A 15250-nucleotide genomic window follows, 5' to 3' on the forward strand; every position below is an offset into this window, starting at 1 on the left:
TGTTGCCCATGCCATTGGATACTGCGCCCGAAGTCAGCGTAGCTTCTGCCCCACCGCCCGCAGCGCCCAATGAAGAGGCCGAGGTGGACGGGGCGGCACCTCCGCTGCCCATTCCGACCGGCGTGGCAGCCCCCTCCCGCCTGCTCATCTACCACGCCGACCTACGCTTGAAAGTACCCAGCCTGCCCCGCGCCAGCGCCAGCCTGGATAGCCTGGTACGTCGCAATGAAGGATTTCTGAGCGCCGCCACCGAAACCCGCGCCGACGGCGAATGGCGACAGTTTATGACCATCCGGGTGCGGCCGGGGCGCTTCCACGCGCTGCTCGCGGCCCTTGGCGGCTTGGGCACCGTGGAGGAAAAGAAGCTGACCACCGACGACGTAACCGCCCAGCACGCGGACGTAGCCGCCCGCCTGGCCACGAAGCGCGCCGTCGAAAAACGCTACGTCGACCTGCTGGTCCGGGCTCGCAAAATCAGCGAAATACTCGAAATTGAAGGTAAGATTGGGGAGGTTCGTGAGGAGATTGAAAGTACCGAAAGCCGCCTTAAAACCCTCGACGATGAGGTGAGCTACTCCACCATCTCGCTGGCCTGCTACCAGGTGTTGCCCCAGCCAGTGCCCGAGGCCCCGGTAGTATCCTTCGCCAGCCGCGTGGTAGAATCGTTTTACACCGGCTGGACGCTGCTTACGGGGCTGTTTATTGGCTTGGTTGCCGTTTGGCCGCTTTGGCTGCTGGCTCCGACGGTATGGTGGGGACTGCGCCGGTGGCGAAAGCGGCAACTGGCGGCGTGAGCACTTCGCGACATAAAAAAAGCACCTCCCACTGCTGCGGGAGGCGCTTTTTTTACAGGAGCACCCGCGGCTTAGTCGATAACCATATCCACGATGGCGTTTACCACCGACAGGGCCAGACTGAACAGCAAAGCATTGAGGAAGCCGTGCACGTCGAAGCTGCTCATCAGGTAGTCGGCTAGCTTCACGATGATGACGTTGATGACCAGCAGGAACAGGCCCAGCGTGATAATGGTAATGGGCAAGCCCAGAATCTGCAGAATGGGTTTCACAATCGCATTCAGCACGGCCAGCACGATGATGAGAATGGCCGCACCGCCTACGCCGCTCAGCGTGACGCCCGGCAGCACGAGGCTCAGGCCATACACGAGTACGGCCGAAAGAATAAATTTGAGAATGAAGCTCAGCATGAGAAAGAAGGGTAAGAAGGTGAGATAAGCTTATTCGGCGTGCATGCCTTTGGCCGTGAGCCGCCCTTGCGATACGGCCATCCAGTTGCAAAGTTGATAGAGCAGGCGCGCGCCCACAATAGCATTCCACTCGGTGTCGCCGGGAGCCACTTCGTTCAAATCGCAGCCGATGATTTCGATGCCCTCGCGCACAATGGAGCGAATGAGGTAAGTAGCTTCCTCGAACTCGAGGCCGCCGGGCACGGGAGTGCCGGTGCCGGGGCACAGTTTGGGGTCGAGGCCGTCGATGTCGAAGCTGATGTAGACCTTCTTCGGCAGTTGCGCGATGATTTTACCGCATACCTTCTTCCACGACTTCTTAGCAAATTTCTCGTCGCTCAGAAAGCGCTGGCTGAACAGCGCCACCCGGCCGTTCGACTGGTCGATGAACTCTGCCTCCTGCTGGCAGAAGTCGCGAATACCCACCTGCACCAGCTTCTTTACCTGAGGCAATTCCAGGGCGTTGTGCATGATGCTGGCGTGCGAGTACTTAAACCCCTCGTAGGCCGGACGCAGGTCGCAGTGCGCGTCGAACTGCAGAATAGCGAACTCCTGGTGGCGTTCGGCCAGGGCCTGCAGGTAGCCCAGCGGCGTACTATGGTCGCCGCCCAGCAGCACCACGCCCTTACCGGCATCGAGCAGCGCGCCGGTGCGGGCTTTCAGGCTTTGAATCATTTTCACGCCCGCCGTGGTCACTTGGGCGGGCACGCCCTCATACTTTTTGCGGCCTGCCTCGGGCTGGCCTTCCTCGAGCCAGCTGATGTATTCGGCAGCCTGCGGACGAAGCTCCTGGCTGGCGGTGGCAATGGTTTCGTCAGCCTCATCGAGGGCCAGGCCCAATTTCCAGGCGTTGGGAATATCCGAATCGTAGAGGTCGACCTGAAGCGAGGCCTCGTGAATGGCGGCCGGGCCCTGGGCCGTGCCGGCGCGGTAGCTTACCGTCACTTCCCACGGCACGGGCACCACGACTACCTGGGCTTCGTCGGCAGTGAAAGGTAGGCCAAACAGGCCGCCTTCGGCTTCGCCGGGAGCGTTGGGGTCGAAGGAAGCTATTTTTTGAGCGAGGGCGTCAGAATTAGGCATCGGATTGAACAATTGGGGCAATTAAGTAAAGATGGTTGGGGCACAACGCGACCAATGGGCACGAAAGGCCGAACAATCAACAAACGTGTTACGAGGAATAGCCCGTCAAAATGAGCGCGTCATGCTCATGCGGCGTACTTGCAGTGAAGCATCTCTACCGCAGCAGTAAATCCGAATGATTGATTTACTTACATGGCAGAGATGCTTCGTTGCGTATACGCCGGCTGAGCATGACGCGGTAATCATCACCTTTTTAGGCCGACATCTGGCGGCCCAGGAAGTCGTAGCTGCGAATAATCTCCAGGATTTTCTCAAACGTCACCCGGTCGAAAAACAGCATCAGCGGAAGTTCTACCATGTTGTCGCGGTCCGAGAACTGCGTGATTACCGAGAAAATGAGCGGCTGCAATTGCTGCTCGGGCACGAGGTTCTGCATCGACTCGGCAATATCGCCGCGCGGTGCCACCGGCGGTGCTCCGTAAATATTAGCCTTCAGGATATTAGCCAGCTGCGTGACTAGCGCCCCGGTAATGATGTTGCTGATTTCCAACAGCAGCGACTCCTGCAACTCGTTTACTTCGAGCGTTTCGGTGGTTTGCATCCGCAGACACACCCTTGACAAACGCTGCACGTGCTGGCCCGAAAAAAACATGAGCGTGGTACCATTGAAGTCACCCCGAATGTCGGACTGAATGGGCACGTGCCGCGACTGGTATTCGCGCACTTTAGCCAGAATATCGTTGCTCATTAGCAAGTCGATACTAGGAACTTCGAGTAGCACGCGCTCCTGGGCAATAACGGCGAACGAATCGGCGGCGCGGGCCAGGCCAATGTTCAAAATCTCGCGAATTATATCACGCTCTAACTCGGTCATCGATAAATCCATAACGGCGAAAATAGGGGGAAGTACAGCGGCGAGGACTGGTGTGAAAGAAAAGAAAATTAAGCGCGCTTAGCCAAAAAGAGGCGGGTGAGGGCCGGCACATCAAGGACCAGGCACACTTGCCCGCTGCCAAGCAGCGTGACGCCCCCAAACAAGTCGATGGTGTCCAGCGGCTTACTCAGGGGTTTGATGACAATGTTTTGCTGCCGGATAAATCGGTCGACGATTAAGCCCAGACGGCGGTTGTTGTAGTTGACGACGAGCACCTGCTGAATGCCGTGCAGGTCGTCTTTCGAAGCCAGGGGCAGCATCTCGTCGCCTTCGTCGTAAAGCAGCTGGCGAAGCGGTACCAACGGCACGGCCTGCTCCTGAAAGTGCGTCACAAGCAATCCGCCCACCAGCGAAAGCTGGCCCGGATGCAGCGCCAGAACCGTATCGGTGTGCATGAGCGGCACAGCATAGGGTCGGTCATCCACTTCCACCAGGAGCGCACCTTTTACGGCAATGGAAGTAGGCAGCACCAGCGTAAACGTAGTGCCCACGCCTAACTCCGACTCCACGCGCAGCTGCCCACCCAACGAGTCGAGGGCCAGCTTCACAACATCGAGGCCTACGCCACGACCGGAAATGTCGGTAATCTTTTCGGCCATCGAAAACCCTGGCTCAAACAGCAGGGCCCATACCTGCTGCTCATCGAGCCGGGGAGCTTCGGCGGCGCTTACCAGGCCGCGCTCCACGGCTTTTTTTCGCACCGCTTCAGTGTTGATGCCCCGGCCATCATCGCGCACCTGGATGAGCACATCATCACGCTCGGTCAGAGCCGACAGGGTGAGGTGCGCCACCGCAGGCTTGCCGGCCTGTTGGCGCTGCGCGGGCGTTTCGAGGCCGTGGCTCACGGCGTTGCGCACAAGGTGCAGCAGGGCGTCGGTGATGATTTGCAGGATATTGCGGTCAATCTGCACGTCCTGTCCGCTCATGGTCAACTCGACCTCCTTGTTTTCGGCGGTCGCCACGTCGCGCACCACGCGCGGAAACTTATTCAGCAGCACCCCTACGCCGACCAGCCGGGCATCCATCACGCTGTACTGCAGGTCGTCGGAGATGCGGAACAGGTGCTGAGCCGTCGCCAGCAAAGCCGGATTGCCGAGTTCCTGCGCCAGGGTCATCACGCGGTCGCGGTCGATTACCAGTTCGCCCACGAGGTTTAGCAGGTTATCGAGCTTCTTTACCTGGATGTATACCAAGTCCGACAGCTCCATTTTCTTTCCCGCTTCTTCTTCCGACTCGGCTTCTTCCTCTTTGTCGATGACGGGCGCTTCGCCCCGCACTAAGCGGTCGAGATTTTCGAGCAGGGCCGTGGCATCGGGCAAAGGCAGGTTGGCCCCCACGGCCCGAATCATCGTGCCCAGGGCATCAACGCCCATGAACACGACCTTGGCCAGCGCTCCACCAAACTCCCGTTGCTTGTCGCGAATCAATCCAAACAGCGTTTCCAGGTGGTGGGCCACTTCGCCCAGGTCGGTGAATCCCATGGCCCGGGCATTGGCCTTGAGGTTGTGCATGAGCCGAAACAGCTCATTCAGGGCTGGTCCAGCGTCAGTATTGCGTTCCAGCTCGCTCAGGTGTCGGCTCATGGAGTCGTAATACTCCAAAGCCTCGGCCATGAACATCTCGCGGTATTCCTGGTCGCGGGTTTTCATAAGCCGATGAATAATTGAATAACCAACCGGCCATTAGCCGCGCGCGACCACCGCCCGCCAAAAGGGGCGGGCCGGTAAGCCAAAGCGAGGCGTTGGTCAATCACGTTAGGCGGCCGTTTCAGCGTCGTTGTTTTTCAGCGCCGAGCCTACGATTTCCAACACTTTCTCTTCCGAGAAGGGCTTTACGATGTAAGCCAAAGCCCCGCTTTCAATGGCTTCGGTCACGATAACCTCCTGGCCTACGGCACTGCACATCACAACTTTGGCACTGGGCTGGATTTGGCGGAGGCTCTTGAGCACATCCAGGCCGGTATTATCAGGCAAAATCACATCGAGCGTGATGAGGTCGGGGTTGGTCGAAGCGGCCATTTCCACCGCCTGTGCCCCGTTAGCCGCCTCGCCTACTACTTCGTAGCCGGCATCGGTCAGCATGTTCTTGAGCATCGTGCGCATGTAAAAAGAGTCGTCGACGATGAGGATGCGCTTATTCATGGAATTGGGTAACGTGAAAATATAAATGGGAAAGTGGCCACTCCGCCCGGAGCAGCCCGCTGCCTGTGTACGGACCGGGGGCTACGAAGATGTTGTTTTCGTGGGCAGCTTCATTATTTCGCTTGGAGTAAGTAGTTTGCCCATGTCGAGCACGATGATGATACCGCCTTCGGGCAGCTTAGCGATGCCTTCGAGGTATTTGTCGCGGGTGCTCGAATCCTGCACGAATTCCGGAGCCGGCTCAATCTGGCTCAGTGGCAGGGTGAATGGCCGGGGCACTTCGCGCACCATCAGGCCGAGGGTGTAGTCGGCCGCTTCCACGGCTACGGTGTAGCTACGCTCGGGCAGCGCGCGGCCCGCCGGGCGCAGCCGGAACCGCTCCTCCAGGTCGATGATGGCGATGATGTCGCCGCGCAGGTTGGCAATGCCTTTAATAAAAGGCGGCGTCTTGGGCATGCGGGCCACATCAGGTGTCACGGTCACCTCCTTCACCTGCTCGATGCGGATGCCGTAATCCTCGTCGCCGAGGCGGAAAACGATAAGCTGAACCAGCTCGGCCGGTTTGGCGCGCTCAGCTTTGGCAGTGGGAGTAGCAGCAACGGACTGAGCCATGCGTTGGGTAATTTGGGTAAGAGAGGCGCTGGTTAGGCCGCCCGATTATTTTGCTTTGGACTTGGTGGTAGCGGGCTTGCCTTTAGCCGGAGCGGCTTTCGCCTGGCCATTGGTAGCCGGCTGGCCGGTGGCCCGGGCCGAATTACGGGCAGTAGCATCGCGGGCGGGCGTGGCGATTGGTGCCGACGCTTCGGCCCGAGGTGCCCGGGCCCGACGCTCAGCCGGCACCGGAGCAGCGGAATTGTTGGATGCCTCCTGACGGACTACCCGGCGCCGCATTCCGCTACCTTCATTCGCGCCGTGGCCACCAGCCGAATTATTACCGGCCGAACTTTGGCCGGAAGGAGATTTGTCGGAGCGGGAACTGACGCGGCGGGCGGCCATGCCCGTTTCAGCAGCCGGCGGCGCATACATCTCGCGCATTTCGCGGGGGCGGTAGCCGCGCGAGCCCATGCCCCGGCGAACGGGTTCCGGCTCGGGCTCCGGTTCGGGCTCGTAAGAGCTGAGCTGGAAGGTTTCGAGGCCGGCCTGGAGGTCGTCGGCAATGTCGGTGAGACGCTGCGAGCTGGTCGTAAGCTCCTGCATGGCCGTGGACAGCTGCTTGGCCGTGCCGGCCACCTGCTGGGTGCCGGTCGCCGTTTGCTCGGCAATGGCCACCACTTCTTCTACGTACTTGACCACATCGCCAATCGAGGTTTTCTGTACCTCGGTTGCCGTGAGAATGTCGCGGGAAGTCCGCAGGGTTTCGCCCGAGCTGGTGGCAATGTTCTTAAAGGCCGAGCTGGCTTCGAAGGTAGCATTCTTGCCTTTCAGTACCCGGTTTTCCATGGTCGAAATAGCCGTTGCGGCCGAGGTGGTGTCCTTCCGAACATCCTCCACCAGCGTGGCAATTTCGTTGGCTGACTTGCGGGAGCCCTCGGCCAGCTTGCGGATTTCCTCGGCTACCACGGCGAAGCCGCGGCCGGCCTCGCCGGCGCGGGCTGCTTCGATGGCAGCGTTCAGGGCCAGCAGGTTGGTTTGCGAGGCAATGTCGGTGATTACGCCCAGCGACTTGCTGATTTCGCCCGACCGCGTGCTCAGCACTTCAATGGTGCGCGAGGTCTGGGAAGCGGCACTGGAGATTTCCTCCATGTTCTTCACCACCTCAGCCACCGTTTTCAGACCAAGCTGCGAGGTCTGCTCACCCAGAATTGCTGATTTGTTCACCACATCGGCCTTGTTGGCCGTTTCCTTGGTCGCCTGCATGATTTCCTCAATCAGCTTGAAGGCCTGGTCGGTCTTGAGGGCCTGGTTCTGGGCCCCTTCTGCCATCTGCTGCATGGCCAGGGCCACGTCGACGGTTACCCGGCTCATCTCCTGGCCTTTACCAGCCATTTCTTCCGAAGAAGTTCCTACAATCTGCGACGATTCGTTGATTTCGCCGAGCAGCTCATTGAGGTTTTCAACGGCGAGGTTCAGGGCGTTCGACATGGCCAGGATATCGCCCGTAGTAGCTACTTCCACGCGCTGCGTCAGGTCGCCTTCCGAGATGGCGCGCACCACGCGGCTCACTTCGAGCACCGGCGAGGCAATGGACTCAATCAGGCCGTTTAGCGTATCCACCAGTTCTTTCCACGAGCCCGACACGCCACCTACCGTAGCGCGCTCGGTGAGTTTGCCTTCCACCCCGGCTACTTTGGCCACGCGGCTCACTTCCGAAGCGAGGCGGTTGAGGTCATCCACCATGCTGTTGATGGTGTCGGCGAGGTCGGCCACTTCGCCTTTGGCTTCCAGGGTAAGCTTTTGGGTTAGGTCGCCTTTCGATACGGCCGTCACTACTTTCACCAGGCCCCGCACCTGGGTGGTGAGGTTAGAAGCCATGTAGTTTACATTGTCGGTCAGGTCTTTCCACACGCCGGCCACGTTAGGCACGCTGGCCTGGCCGCCGAGCTTGCCCTCGGTGCCTACTTCCTGGGCCACGCGGGTTACCTCGCCGGCAAAGATGTTGAGCGAGTCCACCATCTGGTTCAGGTTGTCCTTCAGGTCGAGCAGCTCGCCTTTCACGTCCACCGAAACCTTCTGGCTCAGGTCGCCACGCGATACGGCGGTGGCCACGTTGGCAATATCCCGCACCTGGCTCGTCAGGTTACTGGCCATCGTGTTCACATTGTCGGTGAGGTCCTTCCAGGTACCGCGCACGTTGGGCACCTTGGCCTGGCCGCCGAGCTTGCCTTCGGTACCTACTTCGCGGGCCACCCGGGTCACTTCGTCGCCGAAGATGTTCAGCGAGTCCACCATCTCGTTCAGGTTTTCCTTCAACTGCAACAGCTCGCCGCGCACGTTGACCGTGATTTTCTGCGACAAGTCGCCTTTGGCCACGGCCGTGGCCACGTTGGCAATGTCCCGCATCTGACTGGTCAGGTTGCTGGCCATTGTGTTCACGTTGTCGGTGAGGTCTTTCCAGGTGCCCGATACTTTGGGTACGTTGGCCTGACCGCCCAGAATGCCTTCGGTGCCCACTTCGCGGGCCACGCGGGTTACCTCGCCGGCAAAGATGTTGAGCGAGTCCACCATCTGGTTCAGGTTGTCCTTCAGGTCGAGCAGCTCGCCTTTCACGTCCACCGTGATTTTCTGCGACAAGTCGCCTTTCGATACGGCGGTGGCCACGTTGGCAATGTCCCGCACCTGCGAAGTGAGGTTACTGGCCATCGTGTTCACGTTGTCCGTCAGCTCTTTCCAGGTGCCGCCGACGCGGGGCACCACGGCCTGGCCACCCAGCTTGCCTTCGGTACCTACTTCGCGGGCCACCCGGGTTACTTCGTCGCCGAAAATGTTGAGCGAGTCCACCATCTGATTGAGGATGTTTTTCAGCTCCAGGATTTCGCCCTTCACGTTCACCGTTATCTTCTGGCTGAGGTCGCCGCGGGCTACGGCGGTGGCCACGTTGGCAATGTCGCGCACCTGCGAGGTCAAAGCCGAAGCCATGTCGTTTACGTTGTCCGTCAGTGCTTTCCATACACCGGCCACGTTGGGTACTGATGCCTGACCGCCGAGCTTGCCCTCAGTGCCTACTTCCTGGGCCACGCGGGTTACCTCGCCGGCAAACAGGTTCAGCGAGGCCACCATCTGGTTCAGGTTTTCCTTCAGTTGGAGGAATTCGCCCTTCACGTCAACGGTCACTGTTTGGGTCAGGTCGCCTTTGGCCACGGCCGTGGCCACGATGGCAATGTCCCGCACCTGACTCGTCAGGTTGCTGGCCATGTAGTTCACGTTATCGGTGAGGTCCTTCCACACGCCGGCCACGTTGGGTACGCTGGCCTGGCCGCCGAGCTTGCCCTCGGTGCCCACTTCCTGGGCCACGCGGGTTACCTCGCCGGCAAACAGGTTCAGCGAGTCCACCATCTGGTTCAGGTTCTGCTTCAATTGCAGCAGCTCGCCCTTTACATCAACCGTAATTTTCTGACTAAGGTCGCCTTTAGCTACGGCCGTGGCCACGTTGGCAATGTCCCGCACCTGCACGGTGAGGTTCGAGGCCATGTTATTTACGTTGTCGGTCAGGTCTTTCCAGATGCCGCCTACGTTGGGTACGCTGGCCTGGCCACCGAGCTTGCCCTCGGTGCCCACTTCCTGGGCCACGCGGGTTACCTCGCTGGCGAAAACGTTCAGGTTATCAATGGTTTTGTTGATGGTTTCGGCCATCAGCTTGAAGTCGCCCGATACCGGAATCTGGAAGCTCTCATCCAGGTTTCCCCGGCTGATGTTCTTCAATACCTTGCCCACTTCGAGTACCGGCACGGCGATGCTGTCCACGAGGCCGTTGATGTTGTTCACCATGTCGCGCCAGAAACCGGCCGCGCCGTCCGACGAGGCCCGGGCTTTCAGGTTGCCTTCCACGCCGGCCACTTTCGAGATGCGCGACACCTCGCCCCCTACCCCGGCAATCATGTCCACCATCGAGTTGTAGGCCTCCGCGATTTCGGCGAAAATGTCGTCGTTCTGCTTGGTAAGCCGCACGCTCACGTCGCCTTTCTTAAAGGCATCGAGCGCATAAAGCACCCGGTTAAGCTGGTCGTTAACGTAGCCCGGGTCTTGAGTGTCAATTGAGCCGCGTTCGCCGCCGCGCTTGCGGGTCAGGTCATTATTGGTCCGCACCACGTCGAGGGCCGACACCGCACCGGAATCGGGCGAGTCGGCAGATGCTGCCTTCGGGTTAGTCGGCGTCGTAGCCTGGCGGGCCTTGGATTGCATAGTCTTAGGAGATGCCATATAAGAGGGAGCGTATCGGGCGGGGGAGAATGGGGGCAGATTGGGAGGACGAAGTACGGCGGTAAGCCGCGAACAACCAAAGATTAGGGCCAGCAAAGCGGCGGGAATTGGCCTGGGAAAACAGCGTCAGCAGCCCGGCCTGGATGCCCCATCGGGTGCGGCCCCAAACGGGTCCGGCGGAAGGAGGTTGCGTGGTTAGCAGGAATATTCCGACATCTTTGCGGCCGCTTTCAACTTTTCGCGGTGGTCGGCCGTTTCACAACTGCCCGCCTGCAATCGTCAGCCGCAACCTCTCCCCGCCCACATGGTCAAGAATTTAGTAATCGTCGAATCGCCCGCCAAGGCCAAAACCATCGAGGGCTACCTCGGGCAGGACTTCGTGGTGCGCTCGAGCTACGGGCACGTCCGCGACCTGCCCAAGGACAACAACGCCATCGATATCGCCAATGGTTTCAAGCCTACTTACGTTGTTTCGCCCGATAAGCGCGAGCTCATTGCGCAGCTAAAAAAACTTTCGAAGGAAGCTGAAACGGTTTGGCTGGCGAGTGACGATGACCGCGAAGGCGAAGCCATTTCGTGGCACCTGGCCGAAACCCTGAACCTGCCCGAAGCCAAGACGCGCCGCATCGTATTCCGCGAAATCACTAAAAATGCCATTCTGGCTGCCATCGCCGACCCGCGCACGGTAAACCAGGACCTGGTGAATGCCCAGCAGGCCCGCCGCGTGCTCGACCGCCTCGTGGGCTTCGAGCTGAGCCCCGTGCTCTGGAAAAAGGTGAAGCCCGGCCTGAGCGCCGGCCGCGTGCAAAGCGTGGCCGTGCGGCTGGTAGTGGAGCGGGAGCGTGAAGTCGCCGGTTTTCTGCGGGCCAGCGCCTACCGCATCGTGGCCCGCTTCGACGCGGGCCGCGGGGCCGTGCTGGAGGCCGAGCTGCCCATCCGTTACAAGACCCTGGCCGAAGCGGAGGCTTTTCTGGAGCGTTGCGTAGGAGCTGACTATCAAATTGAGAGTTTGGACAAAAAGCCCGGTAAGCGGAGCCCAGCCGCCCCGTTTACCACGTCGACCCTGCAGCAGGAAGCTTCGCGCAAGCTCGGCTTCTCGGTGGCCCAGACCATGAGCGTGGCCCAGAAACTCTACGAAGCCGGTAAAATCAGCTACATGCGGACGGACTCGGTAAACCTGTCGGGCGAGGCCCTGGCGGGGGCGCAGGCCACCATTACGGCGGCTTACGGGGCCGAATACCACCACACCCGCACGTTCAAAACCAAGTCGGCTTCGGCCCAGGAAGCCCACGAAGCCATTCGCCCGACTGATTTCAGCACGATAAAAGCCGGCTCGGATGCGTCGGAGCAGCGGCTGTACGACCTTATTCGCAAGCGGGCCATGGCTTCGCAGATGGCCGAGGCCGTAATTGAGCGCACGACGGCCGTAATTGGCATTAGCACGCAGCCGGGCGTGACGCTCACGGCTTCGGGCGAGGTCATCACCTTCGAGGGATTTCTGAAAGTATACGCCGAGAGCAAGGACGACGAGGACGAGGACGACACGGCCAAAGACGGCGAAAGCAGCTTCTCGCGCGGCCTGCCGCCGCTGAGCGTGGGCCAGGCCCTGCCCCTGCAGCGGCTGAGCGCGACGGAGCGATTCTCCTCGCCGCCGGCCCGCTACACCGAGGCGTCGCTAGTGAAGAAATTGGAGGAGATGGGCATCGGCCGCCCGTCGACTTACGCCCCTACCATCAGCACGGTGCAGAAGCGCGGCTACGTGGAAAAAGACTCGCGCGAGGGCAAGGAGCGCAAGTTCAACGTGCTGACCCTCGACGGCAGCGCGGTGCAGACCGAAGTAAAAACCGAAAATTACGGCGCGGAGAAAGCCAAGCTCTTCCCCACCGATACGGCGATGGTGGTGAATGACTTTCTGGTGGAGCACTTCCCCACGATTGTCGACTTCCAGTTCACGGCCAAGGTGGAGGACGAGTTTGACCAGATTGCCAACGGCCACGAGGACTGGACGAAGATGCTGACCGGCTTCTACGGCAAGTTCCACGCGACCATCGAGGCCGGGCAGGACATTGACCGCAGCACCGTGGGCGCGACCCGCGAGCTGGGCGTGCACCCTGAAACCGGCGAGCGCATCTCGGCCCGCCTGGGCAAATACGGCCCCTACGTGGCCCTGGGCGACACCGAGGGCGAGACCAAGCCCGCCTACGCTAACCTGCGCAAGGGCCAGTTTATCGAGAGCATCACCCTGGAGGAGGCGCTGGAGCTGTTTAAGCTGCCGCGCATCGTGGGGCAGTTCGAGGACAAGGACATGACGGCCAACCTCGGCCGCTTCGGCCCCTACGTGCGCCACGACAGCAAATTTTTCTCCCTCACCAAGGAGCAGGACCCTCACACCATCACGGCCGAAGAAGGCGTAGCCCTGATTGAGCTAAAGCGCAAAACCGACGCCGAGCGCCTCATCAAGGCTTTCCCCGAAAACCCCGATATTCAGGTGCTGAATGGCCGCTTCGGCCCCTACATCGTGGCGGGCAAGAAGAACGTGAAAATACCCAAAGGCGAGGAGCCCACCGAACTGACGCTGGAGCGCTGCCAGGAACTGGCCGATGCCACGCCCGACAAGCCCGCCAAGGGGGGCCGCTTCGGCAAGAAAGCCGCTCCTGCTAAAGCGGAAAAGGATTTGGACGCCCCGGCTAAAAAAGCCACCAAAGCTCCGGCGGCCAAGAAGCCAGCGGCAAAAAAGAAACCCGCCGCCAAGAAACCCGCCGCCAAAACCGCCGCTGCCAAGAAGCCGACGGCAAAGGCCAAGTAGCCCGGCTCACTTAGTTATGACGCAGAACCCCAAAAAAGCCCGCTCCCTGCGGGCTTTTTTGGGGTTCTGCTGTCGAAGCCGACCTCCGTCAGAGCTTCGCTGATTTGACTAAGACGAGCGTGGTAAGTGAGCTACCCGTACTAATCTGGGTGGTAAAGGTGCTCTGCAGTGAGTAGCCTTCCTGATAAAGCTTAAACAGCGCTTTATAATAGCCTTCGCCGGATGCTGGGAGCCTTTTCTCACTGATTCCATTGATGAATTCCAGGTACTCGGATTTGCCCGGCCCACGGGTGATGGACATGGATACCGAGGTGTAATTTTCATAAACGCGCACGAGCACGATGTCCGGGTCGCCGGCCGAAGCCTTAACCGGAGTAGCCAGCAGCGCCAGCAGACACGCAAGCAGCAGGAAAAGCTTTTTCATGGTGTCGAATTGAGCGATACAGTTTGAAGAGTTGGTGAAATTGGCTACTGGCGGGTGACCAACGAAATAACCCGGTCAATAATTGTAGCCAGGCAGCGTTAGAGCGAAATGGAGGGAGAAAATTCACCCTTTTATTTACCGTCAAATATGCTTGTTCTTTTCTGTTTGTGGGGGCTGAGTGTCAGCCGGCTATTGATGGCTTTTTTTGCCGTTTCGGCCGCGCTGCCCACGGCGGCCCGCCCGCCCGCGCAGGTACAGCCTCACAACTTACACTATCCCTGGCAGCGCCAGCCGCCGGGGCCCGCGCAAACACTGGCCGCCCGCTTTGCCCCCCCGCCCGGCAGCCGCCGGGTGGCGGTAGCGGCCGGCAGCTGGGGCGAATGGCTGCGCGGGCTGCCGCTACGCCCAGCCGGCACCAGAGCCCGCCTCTACAACGGCCAACTCAAGGACCGGCAGGACGTAGTAGCCGCCGTGGTCGACATCGACGTGCCGCCCCAGGACTTGCAGCAGTGCGCCGATGCCGTGATTCGCCTGCGGGCCGAGTATGTATTCAGCCTCGACCCCAATAAGGTGCATTTCCACCTCACCACGGGCTACGATTTCTGGTTTTCGGATTTTGTGGCCGGCCGTACGTTTCGGGTGGTGGGCGAGGAAGTGCGGCCCGCGACCCGGCCGGCCGAAGCGCCCACTCACGCGGCGCTGGCCCGCTACCTGGTGCCCGCGTTCGGTTACGCGGGCACGCTGTCGCTGAGCCGGGAGCTGCGGCTGGTGCCGTTGGCGGCGGTGCAGCCCGGCGACGTGCTCATCCACGGCGGCGCGCCCGGGCACGCGGTGCTGGTCGTGGACGTGGCCGAAAACCCGCTGTCGCACCAGAAGTACCTGCTGCTGGCCCAGAGCTACATGCCGGCCCAGAGCGTGCATGTACTGCGCAATACCGAAGCGCCCAAACTGGGGGCCTGGTTTGCGGTGCCGGGGCCGGCCGAAGCCGAATTTGACACGCCGGAGTGGACGTTTGCCCGCGAGGAGCTGAAGCGGTTTGAGTAGCCGCTAGTTCCGAACCGGCTCGATGGCTGCGATGCCGGCCGCGTTCAGCTCGTTGAAATCCTGGATAATGCGGTCGGCCTGGTGCAGGTTCTGGCCTTGAGAATGCGGGCTGACATAGGCAATGCAATAGATGCCCGCCGCTTTGGCCGCCGCCACACCGTTAGCCGCGTCTTCGATAACGATGCACTCGCCGACGAGTGTGTTGGCCAGCTCGGCGGCGCGCAGGAAGATGGCCGGGTTGGGCTTCGATTCGGTAAAGTCCTCGCCGCTGACTCGGTGGGTGAAATACGGGTCCAGCCCGAAGCGGTCGAACACCCGCGCAATGGTGGCTTTGGAAGCCGACGAAGCTACCACGAGTTGCACACCGTGCCGCCGCAGGTCCTCGATGAGCGCGCGCACGCCGGGCAGCAGGTCGAGGCCGGCATCTTCGTCGAAGGCCTGATTAAATAACTCGCGCTTGCGCAGCACCAGCGCTTCCACGTGCTGCGGCAGGTGGTGTTGCTGCTTGAGCAGCTGGAACACGTTGCGCGTCGACTTGCCCAGAAAACTGGCGTAATCAGCGGGCGAAACCGCAATCCCCAGCTCGGCAAACAGCGCAAAAAAAGCGTGGTGGTGCAGGGGCTCGGTGTCGATAATGACGCCGTCCATATCGAAGATGACAGTACGAATCATGTGGGCGGAAGCGGAAGTATGCTGGTGGCAAAGGTACCGGGTGGCA

At 60.5% G+C, this 15250-nt stretch carries 12 protein-coding genes; 3 read left to right on the top strand and 9 right to left on the bottom strand.

Going from position 1 to position 15250, the window contains the following annotated elements; all coding sequences use genetic code 11:
- Positions 1 to 8: 8 nt before the first annotated feature.
- A complete protein-coding gene (locus ABIB44_RS03230) occupies positions 9 to 794 on the top strand; it encodes a DUF4349 domain-containing protein (RefSeq protein ID WP_354583183.1) in 786 nt (261 codons plus the stop codon).
- Positions 795 to 865: 71 nt separating this feature from the next.
- Here the strand turns inward: ABIB44_RS03230 and ABIB44_RS03235 are convergent, their stop codons facing one another.
- The 7 genes from ABIB44_RS03235 to ABIB44_RS03265 form a co-directional block, all read right to left on the bottom strand.
- Positions 866 to 1204 (bottom strand): phage holin family protein, encoded by a 339-nt coding sequence (locus tag ABIB44_RS03235; RefSeq protein ID WP_354583184.1) that lies wholly within the window; start codon positions 1202 to 1204, stop codon positions 866 to 868.
- 30 nt (positions 1205 to 1234) lie between these two features.
- Complete coding sequence (locus ABIB44_RS03240) at positions 1235 to 2326, bottom strand: agmatinase family protein (RefSeq protein WP_354583185.1); 1092 nt, start codon at positions 2324 to 2326, stop codon at positions 1235 to 1237.
- Positions 2327 to 2579: 253 nt separating this feature from the next.
- Complete coding sequence (locus ABIB44_RS03245; protein WP_354583186.1) at positions 2580 to 3212, bottom strand: chemotaxis protein CheC; 633 nt, start codon at positions 3210 to 3212, stop codon at positions 2580 to 2582.
- 56 nt (positions 3213 to 3268) lie between these two features.
- The gene (locus ABIB44_RS03250; protein WP_354583187.1) at positions 3269 to 4909 is read right to left on the bottom strand and encodes a chemotaxis protein CheA; all 1641 of its coding nucleotides are present in this window, start codon (positions 4907 to 4909) and stop codon (positions 3269 to 3271) included.
- Positions 4910 to 5014: 105 nt separating this feature from the next.
- On the bottom strand, positions 5015 to 5401 hold the full coding sequence (locus ABIB44_RS03255; RefSeq protein ID WP_354583188.1) for a response regulator: 387 nt from the start codon (positions 5399 to 5401) through the stop codon (positions 5015 to 5017).
- A gap of 81 nt (positions 5402 to 5482) precedes the next feature.
- The gene (locus ABIB44_RS03260) at positions 5483 to 6013 is read right to left on the bottom strand and encodes a chemotaxis protein CheW (RefSeq protein WP_354583189.1); all 531 of its coding nucleotides are present in this window, start codon (positions 6011 to 6013) and stop codon (positions 5483 to 5485) included.
- 45 nt (positions 6014 to 6058) lie between these two features.
- Positions 6059 to 10240 (bottom strand): methyl-accepting chemotaxis protein, encoded by a 4182-nt coding sequence (locus tag ABIB44_RS03265; RefSeq protein ID WP_354583190.1) that lies wholly within the window; start codon positions 10238 to 10240, stop codon positions 6059 to 6061.
- Between the two features lie 322 nt (positions 10241 to 10562).
- Between ABIB44_RS03265 and topA the strand changes: the two genes are divergently transcribed.
- Positions 10563 to 13064: a type I DNA topoisomerase gene (gene topA, locus ABIB44_RS03270; RefSeq protein WP_354583191.1), complete on the top strand. Its 2502-nt coding sequence runs from the start codon at positions 10563 to 10565 to the stop codon at positions 13062 to 13064.
- Between the two features lie 88 nt (positions 13065 to 13152).
- Here the strand turns inward: topA and ABIB44_RS03275 are convergent, their stop codons facing one another.
- Complete coding sequence (locus ABIB44_RS03275) at positions 13153 to 13488, bottom strand: hypothetical protein (RefSeq protein ID WP_354583192.1); 336 nt, start codon at positions 13486 to 13488, stop codon at positions 13153 to 13155.
- A gap of 147 nt (positions 13489 to 13635) precedes the next feature.
- Between ABIB44_RS03275 and ABIB44_RS03280 the strand changes: the two genes are divergently transcribed.
- Positions 13636 to 14532 (top strand): DUF4846 domain-containing protein, encoded by an 897-nt coding sequence (locus ABIB44_RS03280; protein WP_354583193.1) that lies wholly within the window; start codon positions 13636 to 13638, stop codon positions 14530 to 14532.
- A 3-nt stretch (positions 14533 to 14535) separates the two neighbouring features.
- Here the strand turns inward: ABIB44_RS03280 and ABIB44_RS03285 are convergent, their stop codons facing one another.
- The gene (locus tag ABIB44_RS03285) at positions 14536 to 15204 is read right to left on the bottom strand and encodes an HAD family hydrolase (RefSeq protein WP_354583194.1); all 669 of its coding nucleotides are present in this window, start codon (positions 15202 to 15204) and stop codon (positions 14536 to 14538) included.
- Positions 15205 to 15250 lie beyond the last annotated feature (46 nt).

Origin of the sequence: Hymenobacter sp. UYCo722, assembly GCF_040547115.1 — a bacterium.
Taxonomy (GTDB): Bacteria; Bacteroidota; Bacteroidia; order Cytophagales; family Hymenobacteraceae; genus Hymenobacter.